This window comes from Kribbella sancticallisti, assembly GCF_039530625.1.
GTDB lineage: Bacteria > Actinomycetota > Actinomycetes > Propionibacteriales > Kribbellaceae > Kribbella > Kribbella sancticallisti.
This window is the reverse complement of record NZ_BAAAOS010000063.1, coordinates 60,301-76,574: the sequence shown is the minus strand read 5'-3', so window position 1 is coordinate 76,574 and position 16,274 is coordinate 60,301. Positions and strand designations below refer to the sequence as shown.

Sequence of the window (16,274 nt, the reverse complement as noted above, 5' to 3'; positions counted from 1 at the left end):
CGGGAGTGTCCAGAGCCCTTGGTCTAGTTCTCGGTTTCGCCGCCGACCGGATTCTCGGAGACCCGCGCCGGTTCCACCCGGTCGCGGGCTTCGGCCAGGTCGCGGCCAAGCTCGAGCCCCGGCTGTACGCGGACACCCGCGCCGCCGGTACGGCGTACGCGGCGGTGCTGGTCGGATCCACAGTGGCGGCCGGGGTGGTCGCCGAGCGGCTCACCAAGGATCGGCCGATCGCCCGAACCCTGCTGACTGCGGGTGCGACCTGGGCGGTGCTCGGTGGGCGGAGTCTGGAGCGTGAGGCCTCGGTGATAGCCGGTCTGCTCGAGGAGAAGGACGTCCCGGCGGCGCGGGCGAGGCTCGGACACCTCTGCAGCCGGGACGCGACAGACCTCGAGGCGGACGAACTGGCTCGGGCGACGGTGGAGTCGGTGGCGGAGAACACGTCCGACGCGACCGTGGCGCCGCTGGTCTGGGGTGGTCTGCTCGGCATCCCTGGTTTGGTCGGCTACCGCGCGGCGAACACTCTCGACGCCATGGTCGGCTACAAGTCCTCCCGCTACCGGAACTTCGGCTGGGCGTCGGCCCGCTTCGACGACCTCATCAACCTGCTGCCCGCTCGCGTCTGTGCGTTGCTCACCGGTGTGACCTCGGGCCGCCCCCGCGCGGTCTGGCGGATCTGGCATCGCGACGCGCCCCGGCACCCGAGCCCTAACGCCGGCCCGGTAGAAGCCGCCTTCGCCGCCGCCCTCGACCTCCGCCTCGGCGGCACCAACACGTACGGAGATGAGATCGAGGACCGCGGGACCCTGGGCGACGGCCTCCGCCCGTCCGTCGCCGACATCCGCCGCACGGCCGCCCTAGCCCGGCGCGTCTCCTATGCCGCCGCTGCTGTGGCGGCAATCCTGGCGTTGCGCCCGAAGGGCTTACGTACGTGAGCGCCGGAGGCCGGGCGGCGGCGCGACGAGAGGAGCCGGGGTGCACCTGAGTCAGCGGCCGATGCGGATCGCGTTGATCCGGCACGGGGAGTCCGAGGCCAACCTGGACAAGTCGATCTTCGAGCGCGTCCCCGACCACGCGATCCCGCTGACCGCTCACGGGCACGAACAGTCGGCGGAGGCCGGGAAGCGACTGCGCGCACTGTTCGAGGACGAACCCATCCGCGTCTACGTCTCGCCGTACAAGCGGACGTTGCAGACCCTCGACTCGCTCGGCCTGGACGACCTGATCGGCATCGCCCGGGAAGAACCGCGGCTGCGCGAGCAGGACTGGGCGAACTTCCAGGACACCGAGGACATCGAACGCCAGGAAGCGCTCCGGGACTCCTTCGGGCACTTCTTCTACCGGTTCACCCAGGGTGAGTCCGGCGCCGATGTCTACGACCGGGTGTCGAGCCTTCTGGAGACCATGCACCGCGACTTCGAGACACCGGACTCGCCGCGCAACGTCCTGCTGGTCTCGCACGGCTTGACGATGCGGCTGTTCTGCATGCGCTGGTTCCACTGGTCGGTGAAGTTCTTCGAGACCCTGCGGAACCCGGACAATGCGGAGACGCGCATCCTGCTGCGGCAGCCGGACTACCGGTACAAGCTGGACCGGCCCTTCGAACAATGGACCGAGCATGAACCGACGGAACGGGAGCGATCGGCATGGTTGTAGAGCAATCCCGCGAGGCAGCCCTGGCGCTCCTGGCGAGCCTGAACCCCGAGCAGCGCCAGAAGATCAGCGCACCCTTCGACACACCTGACCACCAGGTCTGGACCTACCTGCCGGGCGACCGCCCGGGCCTCACCTTGGGCGAACTCTCCGCCGAGCAGCGGCCGCTGGCCATGCGCCTGCTGGAGATCGCGTGCAGCGAGCGCGGCCTGGCCGACGCGCGGTCGGTGATGTTCACCGAGGCGATCCGGCGCGGGCTGCCGCAGGCGGAGCCGGGTTCGACGGTCGACCTCGGCTCGGAGCAGCGGTACTTCCTACGGATCCTCGGCGACCCGGCCGGCATGGAGCCGTGGGCGTGGCGAATCAACGGCCATCACATCGCTCTGCACCTGACGTACGTGGACGGCGCGATCGGCTTCACCCCGCAGTTCTTCGGCTCCGAGCCGGCGACGGTCCTGACCGGCCCACACGCCGGCCTACGCACTCTGGCCGCCGAACAAGACCTCGGCTTCCAACTCCTCCACGCCCTCGAGCCCGGCCAGCGCGAACTGGCCGTGGTCTCCGACAAGGCCCCCGACGACATCCTCACCCGCTTCGACCCGATCGCAGATCCCGGCGTACTGCTCCGCGGCCTCCCGTACGGCGAACTCACTCCCGAGCAGCGCCAACTCTTCAGCCTCCTCCTCGGCCAGTACATCGGCCGCGCAGCCGGCCCGATCGGCCTGCAAACCTGGCAAGACATCACCGAAAACGGCATCGAACGCCTCACCTTCGCCTGGTCCGGCGCCACCGAACCCGGCAACGGCCACTACTACTCCATCGCCGGCCCCACGTTCCTGGCGGAGTACGACAACACCCAGGACGACGCCAACCACATCCACTCAGTCTGGCGCGACCTCCGCAACGACTGGGGCCAGGACCTCCTAGCCGCCCACTACGCCAACCACTAGGTAAAGCAGGTATTGCTGGAGCCCGGTTGCTCGGGTAAGCGAGGTGGTCGCGTGTAGCCCACGCGGTGCCAAGTGGCTCGGGAGAGGCGAGGTAGTCGTGCCACCTAGTGGTGTCCGCAGCGAGGTGATTCCGGGGGAGCAGGGTCACCGCTGATTGGGTGACGTATTTGCGGCCCATGACTGAGCCCAACCTCCGACAGGCACCCCCGGGAACTGCCCGAACACGAACCGAAGCCCAGTGCTCACTCCCATCGCTTGCCGCGACGCCAGAGTTGCGTCACCGCGTACCCAAGTGCGGCAACGCCGCCCGCGCCGACGATGCCGGGCCAGACATAGTCGACCCCCCAATCGTTGGCCTGCATCCTGGTTGGCTCCTGCGGGTCGTAAATTACGTCGATCGTGCCGCCAACGCGCGCGTCGTAGTAGTTCGTCGTGCTGTCCACGACCGTCCGGCCGGCTTTGGTCGTGTACCGGACCTCGATGCTGCTGTCACGTCCGCTTGACATGTCCAGCACAGTCGCCGGCACGACCTCACCGCGGTGCTGAAGAAGGTAGGTGTCACGCCCCATCCAGCCCGCCAGAAGAAACAGCCCGCAGGCGCCCAATCCTGTGACGAGGCCATCGAAATCCCAGTGCCATCGTCTGTGCGCCGCCGCATGACGGAACCGGCGGCTTGCGACCCGCTTCGCCCGCCGATTCACCTTCGCCCGGCGAACGGCCGGTGCCTTCCTGCGATTCATCGATCCTCACCGGTTGCGATCATCCGACCTGCGACGCACCAGCCCGTGTCGGTGTTCCTCAAATCAGGCCCGTGCTGGACTCACCTGATTCCAGCTGAGCACGAGGCGTTACAGGGACGATGTTCCCCGCGCAGGGACAGCGCGCAAACTTCGCTCAACCACGAACCAGGCTTCAGACGCATGACCGGCATCGCGGAGAGTACAGCTAACCAGTGAAGACTCCGCGGTGCCGCAGCCGTCGGCGCCGATCACCGGTGCCGTTCATCGAGACGTCCCCCTGGGAGTTCTGAGGCTGCAGATATCTAGCGCCTCGATCGACAGCAAGTGGCCCCGGCGCGTACCGGGAGCATAATGACTCATGGACGCTTCCCGGGAGGTCCGTCGCCTCGTCATTGGGTATCAGGTGTCGCAGGCGGTGCACGTCGCCGCGACCCTGGGGCTGTCCGATCTGCTCGCAGACGGTCCGAAAAGCGTCGTCGAGCTCGCCGAGAGGACCGGAGCGGACGTACGGTCGCTGACCCGCTTGATGCGTGCACTGGTCGCGGTCGGGCTTTATGTCAGCGACGCCGACGACAGGTTCTCGAACACCGAGCTCGGTGAGGTCTTCCGGACCGATGCGCCGCAGTCGGTTGCCGGCTGGGCACGCTTGGTCGGCCGGCCGTTCCATTGGCAGACGTATGCCTCGCTGGAGCACAGCATCCGCACGGGAGAGAACGCGTTCGTGGCTGTCCACGGGGAATCGGTCTGGGACTACTTCGCCGGGCACCCCGCCGAGCAGAGGGTCTTCGACGAAGCCATGACAGCCCTGTCCCGAACGGTGGCTGACGACGTCGTCGAGGCCTTCGACTTCGGTCAGTTCGGCACGGTCGTCGATGTCGGCGGTGGTCGAGGGATGCTGTTGGGTGCCATTTTGGCCCGCTACCCCTCGGTCAACGGCGTGCTCTTCGACCAGCCAGACGTCGTGGCAGGCGCAAACGAACTGCTGTCGGCGGCGGGTGTATCGCTGCGCTGCCGGGTGGTCGGGGGCAGCTTCTTCGACTCTGTTCCGGAAGGCGGGGACGCCTACGTCCTCAAGGCGGTGATCCACGACTGGGCCGACAAGGAGGCTGTCGAGATCCTGCGTACCTGCCGGCGCTCGATGCCGGCCCACGGCCGCCTGCTGTTGATCGAGCAGTTGCTGGACGAGTCTCCGGATCCCGTACGGACGGCGTTCTCCGACCTCACCATGCTTGTCGTGGCCGGCGGCCAGGAACGTACGACGGACGAGTACCGCTCATTGCTCGAGGCAGCCGGCTTCGACTACACCCGCACGATTCCAACCGACGGCGACATGTTCCTGATCGAGGCCGAGCCCACCCAGTAGGTGTCTGGTACGCGTGGGGCGCAGTGCGTAGTCGGCTAGAGTGCAGGCTGTCATCGACAGCTGTGCAGGAACCCGGTGTGAGTCCGGGACGGTCCCGCCACTGTGACCGCGCTTGCGCGGGAGTCAGGAACTGCTGCTGTCGTACCTGCCACCTGGGGCGTGGACACCCCGAGGAAGGACCGGCCGCGCGTGCCCGCGAACCTGTTGCTGCTCTCTACTGCTGATACCGATCTGCTGGCCGCGTCACAGGCCCAAGCCGGCTGGAAGGTCGCCAACCCCGCGCGGGTCGACCTGCAAGAGCTTCCGGCGTTGCTGGATGGCGTCGAGGTTGTGGTGGTCCGCCTTCTGGGTGGTCGCCGCGCCTGGGAGGAGGGTCTCGACGCGGTCATCTCCTCGGGCATTCCGACGGTGGTGCTCAGTGGCGAGGCTGCCCCGGACGCCGAGCTGATGTCGATGTCGACGGTGCCCGCCGGGGCGGTGACGGAGGCGCTCGCATACCTGCGCGAAGGTGGTTCCGAAAACCTCAGGAACCTGGCCGGCTTCCTGCGGGACACGCTGTTGCTGACAGGCGACGAGTTCGACCCGCCGCACGCGCTGCCGACGTACGGGATCCGCGGCGGCAGGACATTCAGCAAGGACAACCGGCCGGTGGTCGGCATCGTCTACTACCGGGCCCACGAGATCTCCGGCAACACCGCCTTCGTCGACGCGCTGGCGGATGCCGTCGAGGCGGCAGGTGCCCAACCACTCCTCGTGTACTGCGGAACGCTGCGCGGCCTGGATCCGTCGAGCCCCGAGAACGCTGAACTATTCGGCATGCTCGAAAACTGCGACGTGCTCGTCACTACGTTGCTCGCCGCGGGTGGCACGGTGGCGTCCAGTGCGAGCGCGGGCGGCGACGACTCCTGGGATGCCGGTGCACTGGCATCCCTCGACATCCCGTTGATCCAAGGCCTGGCGTTGACGTCGACGCGCGAGCAGTGGCTGGAGAGCGACGCCGCCATCAGCCCGCTGGACGCCGCGACCCAGGTGGCGATTCCGGAGTTCGACGGACGCCTGATCACGATCCCGTTCTCCTTCAAGGCGTACGACGCCGAGGGGGTTGCCAGCTACGCGCCGGACCACGAGCGGTGCGCCCGGCTGGCAGGGATCGCCGTAGCGCAGGCCAAGCTCCGGCACATCCCACCGGCTGACAAGAAGCTCGCTGTCGTGTTGTCGTCGTACCCGACCAAGCACGCGCGGATCGGCAACGCGGTCGGCCTCGACACCCCCGCCTCCGCAGTGGTCATCCTCGGTCAACTGAAGGAGGCCGGGTACGACCTCGGCCCGGACCTGGATCTGGACGAGCTGCAAGGAGCCGACGGCGCCGACGGGCTGATCCACCGCCTGATCGCGGCCGGCGGCCACGACGTCGATTGGCTGACCGACGACCAGCTCGCCGGCGCGGTCGCGAAGATCCCCCTCAAGACCTACGCGCAGTGGTTCTCCAGGACGCCCGAAACGTTGCAGACGGCAATGATCGAGGCCTGGGGCGAGGCGCCGGGCTCCCTGTACGTCGACCAGTCGGGCCCCGAGCCCGCGATCGCGCTCGCGGCGCTGCAGTTCGGCAACGTCGTCCTGATGATCCAGCCGCCCCGCGGTTTCGGCGAGAACCCGGTCGCGATCTACCACGACCCGGACATGGCCCCCTCGCACCACTACTTAGCGGCGTACCGGTGGCTTGAGGCGCCGCCGGAAGAGGGCGGATTCGGGGCGCACGCCGTCGTGCACCTAGGCAAGCACGGGACCCTGGAGTGGTTGCCGGGCAAGGGCATCGGGATGGCGGCGGACTGCGCGCCGGACGCGGTACTGGGCAATCTTCCGCTGGTCTACCCGTTCATCGTCAACGACCCCGGTGAGGGGACGCAGGCCAAGCGCCGCGGGCACGCCGTGATCGTCGACCACCTCGTACCGCCGATGGCGCGCGCCGAGACATACGGCGACATGGCCAAGCTCGAGTACCTGCTGGACGAGTACGCCACCGTCACCGCGCTCGACCCGGAGAAGGTGCCGACACTGCGGGCGCAGATCTGGACCCTCATCCAGGCGGCCCAGTTGCACCACGACCTGCACACCGAGGAGAAGCCGGAGGACGAGGAGTTCGACGAGTTCGTCCTGCACCTCGACGGCTACCTGTGTGAGATCAAGGACGTGCAGATCCGCGACGGGCTGCACATCCTCGGCGGCGGTCCCGAAGGTGAGGCGCGGGTCAACCTCGTCCTCGCGATCCTGCGCGCCAACCAGATGTGGGGTGGCGTTTCTGGCGCGGTCCAAGGTCTGCGGGCCGCGCTCGGCCAGACGTACGGCGTCGACGAGGCTGCCCTCCTGGCCGACCCGGGCCGCGTGGTTCCCGAACTGGCCGAGCTCTCGACGCTGGCGGATCTGCCCGCGGTGAGCGCGGCGGACGGCGTGGACCTGCTGGAAGCCGTCGCGCGCAAACTCGTGCTCGGGATGGAGACGCTGAGCTGGGACGCCGCGAAGGTACCGGTCGTTGTCGGCGAGGTGCTCGGCCGCTCGTCGGCGGGCGTCGAAGCCTCGCTGACCTTCGCCGCCACCGAGGTCGTCCCGCGGCTGGACCGCACCGGCGACGAACTCACGAACGTACTGCGCGCGCTGGCCGGCCGATTCGTCGAGGCGGGGCCGTCCGGGTCACCGACCCGCGGTCTGGTGAACGTGCTCCCGACCGGGCGGAACTTCTACGCGGTCGACCCGAAGGCGATCCCGAGCCGCAACGCGTGGGATGTCGGCGTCGCTCTGGCCGACTCTCTGCTGGCCCGGCACAAGGCCGAGACGGGGGAGTGGCCGCGATCGGTCGGCCTGACCGTGTGGGGCACCTCCGCGATGCGCACGCAGGGCGACGACCTTGCCGAGGTGCTCTGGCTGCTCGGCTGCCGCCCGGTCTGGGACGAGGCCTCCCGGCGCGTGACCGGCTTCGAGGTCGTGCCGCTGGAGGAGTTGGGCCGGCCACGCGTCGACGTCACGATCCGCATCTCCGGCTTCTTCCGCGACGCGTTCCCGCACGTGGTGTCGTTGCTGGACGAGGCCGTCCGGACGGTGGCCGCGCTGGACGAGGATGCCAACAGCAACTACCTGAGGGCGCACGTCGACGCTGATGTTGCTCTTGGCAACGACATGCGCTCGTCCACCGCCCGCGTCTTCGGCTCCAAGCCCGGCTCGTACGGCGCCGGCCTGCTGCCGCTGGTGGACGCGCGGAACTGGCGCACGGACGCCGAACTGGCCGAGGTGTACGCCGTCTGGGGCGGCTACGCGTACGGCAAGGACCTCGACGGCGCGGAGGCGCGGCCGTCGATGGAGCGCGCATACGCCCGGATCCAGGTGGCGGCCAAGAACGCGGACACCCGCGAGCACGACATCATGGACTCCGACGACTACTTCCAGTACCACGGCGGCATGGTCGCGATGGTCCGGCACCTGACCGGCGCGAACCCGAAGGCCTACATCGGCGACTCGGCGGTTCCCGCGCAGGTGAAGACCCGGACGCTGGAGGAGGAGACCAAGCGGGTCTTTCGGGCCCGGGTGGTGAACCCGCGCTGGATGGCGGCGATGCAGCGGCACGGGTACAAGGGCGCCTTCGAGATGGCGGCCACGGTCGACTACCTGTTCGGCTACGACGCCACCGCCGGGGTGGTGGACGACTGGATGTACGAGACGCTGACCACGGAGTACGTCGCCAACCCCGAGATCGCCGAGTTCTTCCGCAAGTCGAATCCGTGGGCCCGGCACGGCATCGCGGAGCGGCTGCTCGAAGCGGCCCAACGCGGTCTATGGGCCGAGCCGTCGGAGGAAGCGCTGGAGACCCTGCGGACGGCGGTTCTGGAAACAGAGGGTGACATCGAGGATCGCGGCTGAGACAGGCTCGGGGACGCTCTCTCGGCTTGGGTAGGACATATGGCGTCCGAACAGTTGAGAGTTCTGATCACCAACGACGACGGCTACGAGTCCGAAGGCATCCAGGCGCTCGCTTCGGCGATCGAGGCGGCGGGTCACGACGTGATGGTGGTGGCGCCCTGGAACGACCAGAGCGGGGTCGGGTCGGCCCGGGCCGGGATGATCGGGCGGCGGATCGCCTCGAAGGTCGGCGAGAACGGGTTCATCGGGATCGACGGCACGCCCGCGCTCTCGGTGACGCTGGCCAGGCTGGGGGCGTACGGGCCGCCGCCGGAGATCGTCGTGTCCGGCATCAACCACGGCCACAACATCGGTCCGATCCTGCACTCGGGGACAGTTGCCGCTGCCCTGACCGCGGCGACCCAGGGCATGTCGGCGCTGGCGATCAGCATCAACGCCGAGGACCCGTCCCACCTCGACACCGCAGGCGCGGTGGCCGCGGAGGCGCTGAACTGGCTTCAGGACCAGCCGATCGGCACGGTGCTGAGCATCAACGTCCCCGACGTCCCGCTAGCGGAACTCAAGGGAGCCCGCTGGGCCCGGTTGGCGCCGTACAGCAGGTCCAGACTGCTCGTGACCGAGTCGCCGACCGGTGAGCCGGTAGTCACCCTGCAGACCCTTCCACCTGCTGAGGAGACCGACACCGACGAGGTCCTCCTCGCTGCCGGCTACATCACCGTCACGCCGATCACGGGCGTTCAGGCGATCGCCGACGACGCCTCAGCCGCCTACTTGGACGAGCGTTTCGCCGTCGACTGAGCGGCTCGCCAGAAGTCGTCCGTCCACCAGTACAGCGTGGTGTAGGGGTCGGGCCAAGGCACGCGCTCCTCGCTGGCCAAGTCCTCGAAGGAGTCGTGGTCGGGTTCTATCGGCCGCCAGGCGGGTTCAACCGGCTCGTCGGGGAGCGGCGCGCGGACGAACTGGCGGCCGTGCTCATCGCAGGCTCCGTACGCGCGGTAGTTCTGCTGCGCCTCGGCCAACGGGAGGCGGTTGGCCCCGCGGACGGTGGTCGCCCAGCGCAGTTGGATCAGGTCGTCCTCCCAGAAACAGACCGGGCAGATCTCGTAACTGCCGGGCGGTTCGCCCATCGTCAGATGCCCGCAGCAGACGCACGGGAAGCGCTCTCTCATGTGCTCATCATCTCCACCGGGCGGCTCTTCGGGGCTGGTGTGGAATGATCGCCGGGTCGGTAGAAGAGGAACACCGGTGACGGCTCGGAAGAGCCGGAGTCCGGGGCGGTCCCGCCACTGTGACCGGGGTGACACCCGGAAGCCAGGACATCTTCCACCGGCCGCCAGGGAGCGCTCTCCGCGGTCCCGGCGTGCCAAGTGCCGAGGCGGGCGTGGACACCCGCAGGACGAAGGGATTCGCCGCCGATGCGGTCTGCTCCGAGTAATGCCGTTCCCTCCACCGCCTTTCCGTTCACCGCGGTCGTGGGGATGCCCGATCTTCAGCTGGCGCTGATCCTGGCCGCGATCTCACCCGCGATCGGTGGGGTCCTGATCCGGGGCGAGAAGGGCACGGCCAAGTCCACCGCCGTTCGCGCGCTGACTGAGATCCTGCCGCCCGTCGAGGTGGTGGCCGGCTGCCGGTTCTCCTGCGATCCTGCAGCTCCCGACCCTCGCTGCACCGACGGCCCGCACGAGCCCGCTCATCCCTACGCCGCCGCGCAGGCTCCAGCCGGTGCCTCCGCTCCCGCGGATGCCGGTCCCGCAGGTGCTTCCGTCGCCGCCGATACTCCCGCCGCCGCGGCTGCTCCCGGTGCCGCGATCGGGGTGGCTCGGCCGGCGCGGTTGGTGGAGCTTCCGGTGGGAGCGACCGAGGATCGCGTGCTCGGCTCGCTGCATCTCGAGCGGGCGCTCTCCGAGGGCGTCACCGTGTACGAGCCCGGCCTGCTGGCGACGGCGCACCGCGGGCTCCTGTACGTCGACGAGGTCAACCTGCTGCACGACCACCTGGTCGACGTACTGCTGGACGCGGCTGCGATGGGTCAGGCGACTGTCGAGCGGGACGGGGTCTCGATCACCCATCCGGCGCGGTTCGTCCTGGTGGGCACGATGAACCCCGAGGAAGGCGAACTCCGGCCGCAACTGCTGGACCGCTTCGGCCTGACCGTCGACGTGGTCGCGAGCCGCGATCCCGCCGTACGGGTCGAGGTGATGCGGGCGCGGCTCACGTACGAGGCGGATCCGGCGGGGTTTGTGGCGAAGTACGCGGCGGCGCAGGCCGAGTTGTCCGAGCGGATCGTCAAGGCGCAGTCGAGGCTCGCGGACGTGATCCTGACGGACGCGGCGCTGCGCCAGATCGCCGAGATCTGCGCGTCCTTCGACGTCGACGGCATGCGCGCCGACCTGGTCACCGCCCGTACCGCGGTCGCCCACGCGGCCTGGTCCGGCCGAACCGTCGTCGAGGTGGAGGACGTTCGCGCCGCCGCGAAGCTGGCCCTACCGCACCGCAAACGCCGCAACCCGTTCGACGCACCCGGCCTGGACGACGAGCAACTCGAACAGGCAATCAACAACAGCACCCCACCCGAGGAACCCGACGACGACCCGGACGGTGGCCCAGGTGGTACGCCGGACGGAGGCCCATCCGACCAGGACCCCAACGACAGCGGATCTGAGGATGTCAGTCCTCAGAACAGCGACACCAGCAGTCCCGGTCCTGCTCCGAGCGGCCAGGTTGTGGGGAGCTCCGAGCCGTTCAAAGCGCGGTTGCTGAGTGTGCAGTCGACCGGCGCGGGGGTTGCCGGGCGGCGGTCGCGGGCGCTCACCGACGTCGGCCGCGTGGTCGGCGACCGCGCTCGCGCTGGTCGGGAGTCCGGACGCCCGCACCTGCTGGCGACGATCCGCACCGCCGCTCCCCACCAGCACGCCCGCGGCCGTTCGGGACCCGGCCTCGCAGTGCGCCTTTCGGATGTACGACTTGCCGTCCGCGAAGGTCGGGAAGGCAACCTCGTGCTGTTCTGCGTCGACGCCTCCGGCTCGATGGGCACGAAGAAGCGGATGGGCGAGGTGAAAACCGCGATCGTCTCCCTGCTCCTCGACGCCTACCAGCGCCGCGACACCGTCGGCCTGGTCACCTTCGCAGGTGCCGAAGCAACCGTCGCTCTACCGCCGACCGGCAGCGTAGAGACCGCAGTACGGCGGCTGGAGTCTCTGCCGACAGGTGGTCGCACACCGCTTGCCGAAGGTCTCCTCCAAGCCTCCGACGTACTCCGTATCGCCGCGATCCGCGATCCCCGCCGGCGCCCCCTCCTGGTCCTCGTGACCGACGGCCGCGCCACCGCCGGGGACAAGGCGTTCGCCAAGGCCAAGCAGGCGGCCGGCTGGATCGCGCAGCAGGGCATCGCGTCGGTCGTCGTGGACTGCGAGCCGAAGCGCGGCGTCCGGCTCGGCCTGGCCGCGGAGCTCGCGGCCGACCTGGGCGCGGAGTACCTCGACCTGGGAGAAGTTGCCGCGGGCAATCTGGTTCGCGCCGTCACCGATCGGAGGGCGGCCTGATGCCGCAGGGACAGCCGAGCGTCGTACCGCAGGACGGCCTGACCACCCGGCAGCGCCGGAACCGGCCGCTGCTGATGGTGCACACCGGTGAGATGAAGGGGAAGTCGACCGCGGCGTTCGGGATGGCGCTGCGCGGCTGGAACCAGGGCTGGAACATCGGCGTCTTCCAGTTCGTCAAGAGCGCGAAGTGGAAGGTCGGCGAGGAGAGCGCGTTCAAGGCGCTCGGGAAGTTGCATGAGGCAACGGGTGAGGGTGGCCCGGTCGAGTGGCACAAGATGGGCGAGGGCTGGAGCTGGTCGCGCAAGGCCGGCACCGAGGAGGATCACGCCGCCGACGCGATCGAGGGCTGGCGGGAGATCCAGCGCCGGATCGCGGCCGAGGCCCACGACCTCTACGTGCTGGACGAGTTCACCTATCCGATGAAGTGGGGCTGGGTCGACGTCGACGAGGTGGTCGAGACGCTGACCTCCCGCCCCGGGCACCAGTACGTGGTGATCACGGGACGCGACGCCGACCAGCGACTGCTCGACGCGGCCGACCTCGTCACCGAGATGACCAAGGTCAAGCACCCGATGGACGCCGGCCAGAAGGGCCAGAAAGGCATCGAGTGGTGATCCCACGCATTGTCGTCGCCGCGCCCTCGTCGGGGGCCGGGAAGACGACGGTTGCCGTCGGACTGATGGCCGCGTTGCGGCGGTCCGGGCACACGGTGGCCGGGTTCAAGGTCGGGCCGGACTACATCGATCCCGGATTCCATGCGGTCGCGACCGGGCGGCCGGGGCGGAACCTCGATCCGATGTTGTCCGGCGAGGAGCGGGTCGCACCGCTCTTCGCGCACGGCTCCGCGGGCGCCGACATCGCCGTGGTGGAAGGCGTGATGGGCCTGTACGACGGCGCGCTCGGCACCGAGGGTTACTCCTCGACCGCCCACGTGGCCAAGTTGCTGCAGGCACCTGTCGTTCTGGTGGTCGACGCGTCGGCCGCAGGGCGCAGCGTCGGCGCGGTCGTCCAGGGATTCGTTGCCTTCGACACCGGGGTCCGGATCGTCGGGGTGATCTTGAACAAGGTCGGCTCCGACCGGCACGAGGCCGAGGTCCGGGCCGGCGTCGCGCCGACCGGCGTACCCGTGCTCGGTGTCCTCCGGCGCGACACCCGGCTGACAGTTCCCAGCCGGCACCTCGGTCTGATCCCCGCGGACGAGCAGCGTGAGCAGGCGGAGACCGCTGTCGACGCGGCCGCCGAGCTGGTTCGTCAAGGCGTTGATCTGGAGGCCTTCATCGCCGCGGCCCGGGCTGCTGCGTCGTTCGAGGTGACCGCTTGGGACCCAGCCGAAGAGGTGTCTCCGGCGGAGGACGGTCGCCCGGTGATCGCGATGGCCGGCGGGCCGGTGTTCTCCTTCCGGTATACCGAGACCGCCGAGCTGCTGACGGCCGCCGGCGCCGACGTGGTCACTTTCGATCCGCTCCACGAGTCATTGCCTGAGACAACGTCCGCGCTGTATCTCGGGGGCGGATTCCCCGAGCTGCACGCCGAGGCACTGTCCGGCAACGTCGTACTGCGTCAGCAGGTGGCGGCCGAGATCGCCGCCGGGCTGCCGGTGGTCGCGGAGTGCGCCGGGCTGCTCTATCTGTGCCGCGAGCTCGACGGGCACCAGCTGACCGGAGTACTGCCCGCTACCGCCCGGATGACGAGCCGACTGAGCCTCGGATACCGCACGGCTATTGCGGCAAGCACCACATCCATCTTTGACGAGGGCCGCCGCGTGCACGGGCATGAGTTCCACCGCACGACCGTGGCGTTTGACGAGGACGTCAGCCCGGCCTGGTATCTGCCGGGCGGTCAGGAAGGTATCGGCCGCGGGCAGATCCACGCGTCGTACCTGCACCTGCACTGGACGGCGACACCGGACGTGCCGGCTCGGTTCGTGGCGGCTGCACGGGTGCACGCGGGGTTGGAGAAGTGACGCTCGTCCTGGGGATCGGCCTGCGCTCCGGTACGTCGTACAGGGAGCTCCGGGATCTGGTGGACGCGGTACTGGCAGGGCTGGAGCCGCAGGAGGTGAGCCAGGTGGTCACTGTCAACGGCAGGGAGTCGGAGCCGGGCTTGCAGCGGCTGGCGGCGTCCCTGGGCGCACCGCTCTTCACCGCCACCAAGTTGGAGCTGTCGCAACAACCAGTCCCGACCCCCAGCGAGCGACCCGGGACTACGAACGTTGCCGAGGCCGCGGTGCTCCTCAGCGGGGCAGAGCTCGTAGTACCGAAGCGGAAGTCGGCACGAGCCACAGTCGCTGTCGGGAGGTTCCCGCACGAACCACTGACGGCTGCTCCCGGCTACGCGGTGGGGGAGCGGGATGTGGTCCATCGAGTGCTGGCGGAGCGGCGTGATGTGCGGCGGGGGTTCCTGGACCGGCCGATCGCGGACGACGTGCTCACCAGGGTGCTGGAGTCGGCTCATCGCGCTCCTAGCGTCGGACTGAGCCAGCCGTGGGACTTCGTACTGGTCCGCGATCTTGCAACGCGGCGGAAGGTGCACGACCTGGCCGTTGCTCAGCGGGACGCGTTCGCTGCGTCTCTGCCGGCCGACCGGCGCAGTGCGTTCGACGGGCTGAAGATCGAGGCCATTCTCGATACGCCGTTGAACATCGCCGTCACTTGCGATCCGGGGCGGGGCGGACGCCATGTGCTCGGTAGGCACGCGGATCCTCGGACCACCTGGTTCTCGGCGGCCATCGCGATCCAGAACCTGTGGCTGGCCGCGCGCGCCGAAGGTCTTGGTGTCGGATGGGTGTCCTTCTTCGAGCCGGGTGAGGTCGGTGCGGTGCTGGATCTGCCGGCACATGTGGAGCTCGTGGGATACCTGTGCGTGGGGCACGTGGAGGAGTTCGCTGCGGCGCCGGAGTTGGTGCGGAGCGGCTGGGCTGCTCGTAGGCCGCTGTCCTGGGCTGTCCACCAGGAGGGGTGGGGCCAGCGCGGATTGCCGGGGGAGCAGCCTTCGCCTGTCATCGTGGATGACGCTGCGGCGGCTGCTGGCGTAGTACGGGCTGCTGGAGCGCAGGTAGTACGGCTGGTGGTGGTTGAGGCCACTGATGCTGCTCACCTGGAGCGGGCGGAGGCGCTCGTAGTACAGGTTGGTGGTGAGCGGCCGGAAGCGGACTTCGGGGTGTTGTGGCGGCCGGCGCGGACTATCGATGAGGCTGTCGAGCTCGGCGTGGAAGTGGCACGGGACTTGGTGCTGCAAGGGGTTGGGACCATCCACCTCGAGGTGGTGTCGGACTCGGCGGTGGCCGCGGGCCTGGCGCGTGGTGTGCGGCTGGGGGCGCTCGCATGTGGAGCGGTAACGGATGAGCCGGGTCAGGTGACACACTCCTCCGCATGACCGTTCCACCTCAAGGCCCAGCGACCATGTACGTACCCGCCTTCTCGATGAAGCAGCGGATCACGATGATGGCGAACAAGTACGAACTCATCGCCACCAACCCCGACGGCACGGACGGCCCGCTGCTGGCGTTCGCGCAGCAGAAGCGGATGGCCTTCAAGGAAGAGGTCACCTTCTACGCCGACGACGCCAAGTCGCGGGTGGTGTTCTCGTTCAAGGCGCGCAAGCGGCTCGACCTCGGTTCCGGCTACGACGTCTTCGACGCCGCCGGCCAGCCGATCGGCTGGTTCAAGAAGGAGTTCGGCAAGAGCCTGCTGCGGTCCAGCTGGCAGCTCGCGGCGGCCGGGATCGAGGCGGACGGAACCGAGCGCAACCCGACCATCGCGATCGTCCGGCGGATCTGGGAGTTCGTCCCGTTCGTCGGCGAGATCCCGCTGCCGTTCATCTTCCACTTCGACTTCACCGACCGGGCCAGTGGTCAGCCGGTGCTGTCGGTGGAGCGCAAGGTGTCGGTGCGGGACCGGTACCGGGTCAGCGTGCAGGACTCGCGGCTCGACTTCCGGGTCGCCGCCGCGATGACCGTGGCACTGGACGCGCTCCAGAGCCGCTGATTCCGCTCTCCGGCCAGGTGCATCGTTCGCATACTCGTTCGCGCTGAGTTACCGATCTCGCGCTGCGTGTCCGACGCCCGTAGTACGTCCCTCACCGGATGTACTGCGGGCGTCGTACGTCGCCTTCACTCTTT

13 protein-coding genes and 2 riboswitches are annotated in these 16,274 nt (G+C 68.9%); of the genes, 11 read left to right on the top strand and 2 right to left on the bottom strand.

Annotated features, from left to right (window positions below; genetic code table 11):
• The first annotated feature begins 5 nt into the window (after nt 1-5).
• From ABD255_RS38965 to ABD255_RS38955, 3 genes are read left to right on the top strand one after another with little or no spacing between them, the layout of a single operon-like run.
• Entirely contained in the window at nt 6-932 is a 927-nt protein-coding gene (locus tag ABD255_RS38965; RefSeq protein ID WP_344221839.1) for a cobalamin biosynthesis protein, read from the top strand.
• Between the two features lie 40 nt (nt 933-972).
• Nucleotides 973-1,653: a histidine phosphatase family protein gene (locus ABD255_RS38960; protein ID WP_344221838.1), complete on the top strand. Its 681-nt coding sequence runs from the start codon at nt 973-975 to the stop codon at nt 1,651-1,653.
• On the top strand, nt 1,644-2,600 hold the full coding sequence (locus ABD255_RS38955; RefSeq protein WP_344221837.1) for a DUF3500 domain-containing protein: 957 nt from the start codon (nt 1,644-1,646) through the stop codon (nt 2,598-2,600). The genes ABD255_RS38960 and ABD255_RS38955 overlap by 10 nt, the downstream gene beginning before the upstream one ends.
• Before the next feature lie 242 nt (nt 2,601-2,842).
• Here ABD255_RS38955 and ABD255_RS38950 read toward each other — a convergent pair whose 3' ends face one another.
• Nucleotides 2,843-3,340: a DUF3592 domain-containing protein gene (locus tag ABD255_RS38950; RefSeq protein ID WP_344221836.1), complete on the bottom strand. Its 498-nt coding sequence runs from the start codon at nt 3,338-3,340 to the stop codon at nt 2,843-2,845.
• 358 nt (nt 3,341-3,698) lie between these two features.
• On the opposite strand from ABD255_RS38950, the gene ABD255_RS38945 reads away from it, so the two are divergent.
• From ABD255_RS38945 to surE, 3 genes are all read left to right on the top strand, one after another.
• Nucleotides 3,699-4,703: a methyltransferase gene (locus ABD255_RS38945; protein WP_344221835.1), complete on the top strand. Its 1,005-nt coding sequence runs from the start codon at nt 3,699-3,701 to the stop codon at nt 4,701-4,703.
• 25 nt (nt 4,704-4,728) lie between these two features.
• A riboswitch (cobalamin riboswitch) is annotated at nt 4,729-4,856 on the top strand.
• Nucleotides 4,857-4,892: 36 nt separating this feature from the next.
• Entirely contained in the window at nt 4,893-8,612 is a 3,720-nt protein-coding gene (gene cobN, locus ABD255_RS38940; RefSeq protein ID WP_344221834.1) for a cobaltochelatase subunit CobN, read from the top strand.
• A 54-nt stretch (nt 8,613-8,666) separates the two neighbouring features.
• Nucleotides 8,667-9,410, top strand: a complete 744-nt coding sequence (gene surE / locus ABD255_RS38935) for a 5'/3'-nucleotidase SurE (protein WP_344221833.1) — start codon at nt 8,667-8,669, stop codon at nt 9,408-9,410.
• Here the strand turns inward: surE and ABD255_RS38930 are convergent.
• Entirely contained in the window at nt 9,380-9,781 is a 402-nt protein-coding gene (locus tag ABD255_RS38930; RefSeq protein ID WP_344221832.1) for a CPCC family cysteine-rich protein, read from the bottom strand. The two genes, surE and ABD255_RS38930, sit on opposite strands and share 31 nt — an antisense overlap.
• A gap of 23 nt (nt 9,782-9,804) precedes the next feature.
• Nucleotides 9,805-9,952, top strand: a riboswitch (cobalamin riboswitch).
• A gap of 138 nt (nt 9,953-10,090) precedes the next feature.
• Between ABD255_RS38930 and ABD255_RS38925 the strand changes: the two genes are divergently transcribed.
• From ABD255_RS38925 to ABD255_RS38905, 5 genes are read left to right on the top strand one after another with little or no spacing between them, the layout of a single operon-like run.
• Nucleotides 10,091-12,154, top strand: coding sequence for a magnesium chelatase subunit D family protein (locus tag ABD255_RS38925; RefSeq protein WP_344221830.1), 2,064 nt, complete (start codon nt 10,091-10,093; stop codon nt 12,152-12,154).
• Nucleotides 12,154-12,768: a cob(I)yrinic acid a,c-diamide adenosyltransferase gene (gene cobO / locus ABD255_RS38920; protein ID WP_344221829.1), complete on the top strand. Its 615-nt coding sequence runs from the start codon at nt 12,154-12,156 to the stop codon at nt 12,766-12,768. Before ABD255_RS38925 ends, cobO begins: the two co-directional genes overlap by 1 nt.
• Nucleotides 12,765-14,117, top strand: a complete 1,353-nt coding sequence (locus ABD255_RS38915; RefSeq protein ID WP_344221828.1) for a cobyrinic acid a,c-diamide synthase CobB — start codon at nt 12,765-12,767, stop codon at nt 14,115-14,117. Before cobO ends, ABD255_RS38915 begins: the two co-directional genes overlap by 4 nt.
• The gene (gene bluB / locus ABD255_RS38910; protein WP_344221827.1) at nt 14,114-15,529 is read left to right on the top strand and encodes a 5,6-dimethylbenzimidazole synthase; all 1,416 of its coding nucleotides are present in this window, start codon (nt 14,114-14,116) and stop codon (nt 15,527-15,529) included. Before ABD255_RS38915 ends, bluB begins: the two co-directional genes overlap by 4 nt.
• The gene (locus tag ABD255_RS38905) at nt 15,526-16,140 is read left to right on the top strand and encodes an LURP-one-related family protein (RefSeq protein ID WP_344221826.1); all 615 of its coding nucleotides are present in this window, start codon (nt 15,526-15,528) and stop codon (nt 16,138-16,140) included. Before bluB ends, ABD255_RS38905 begins: the two co-directional genes overlap by 4 nt.
• The last annotated feature ends 134 nt before the right edge of the window (nt 16,141-16,274 follow it).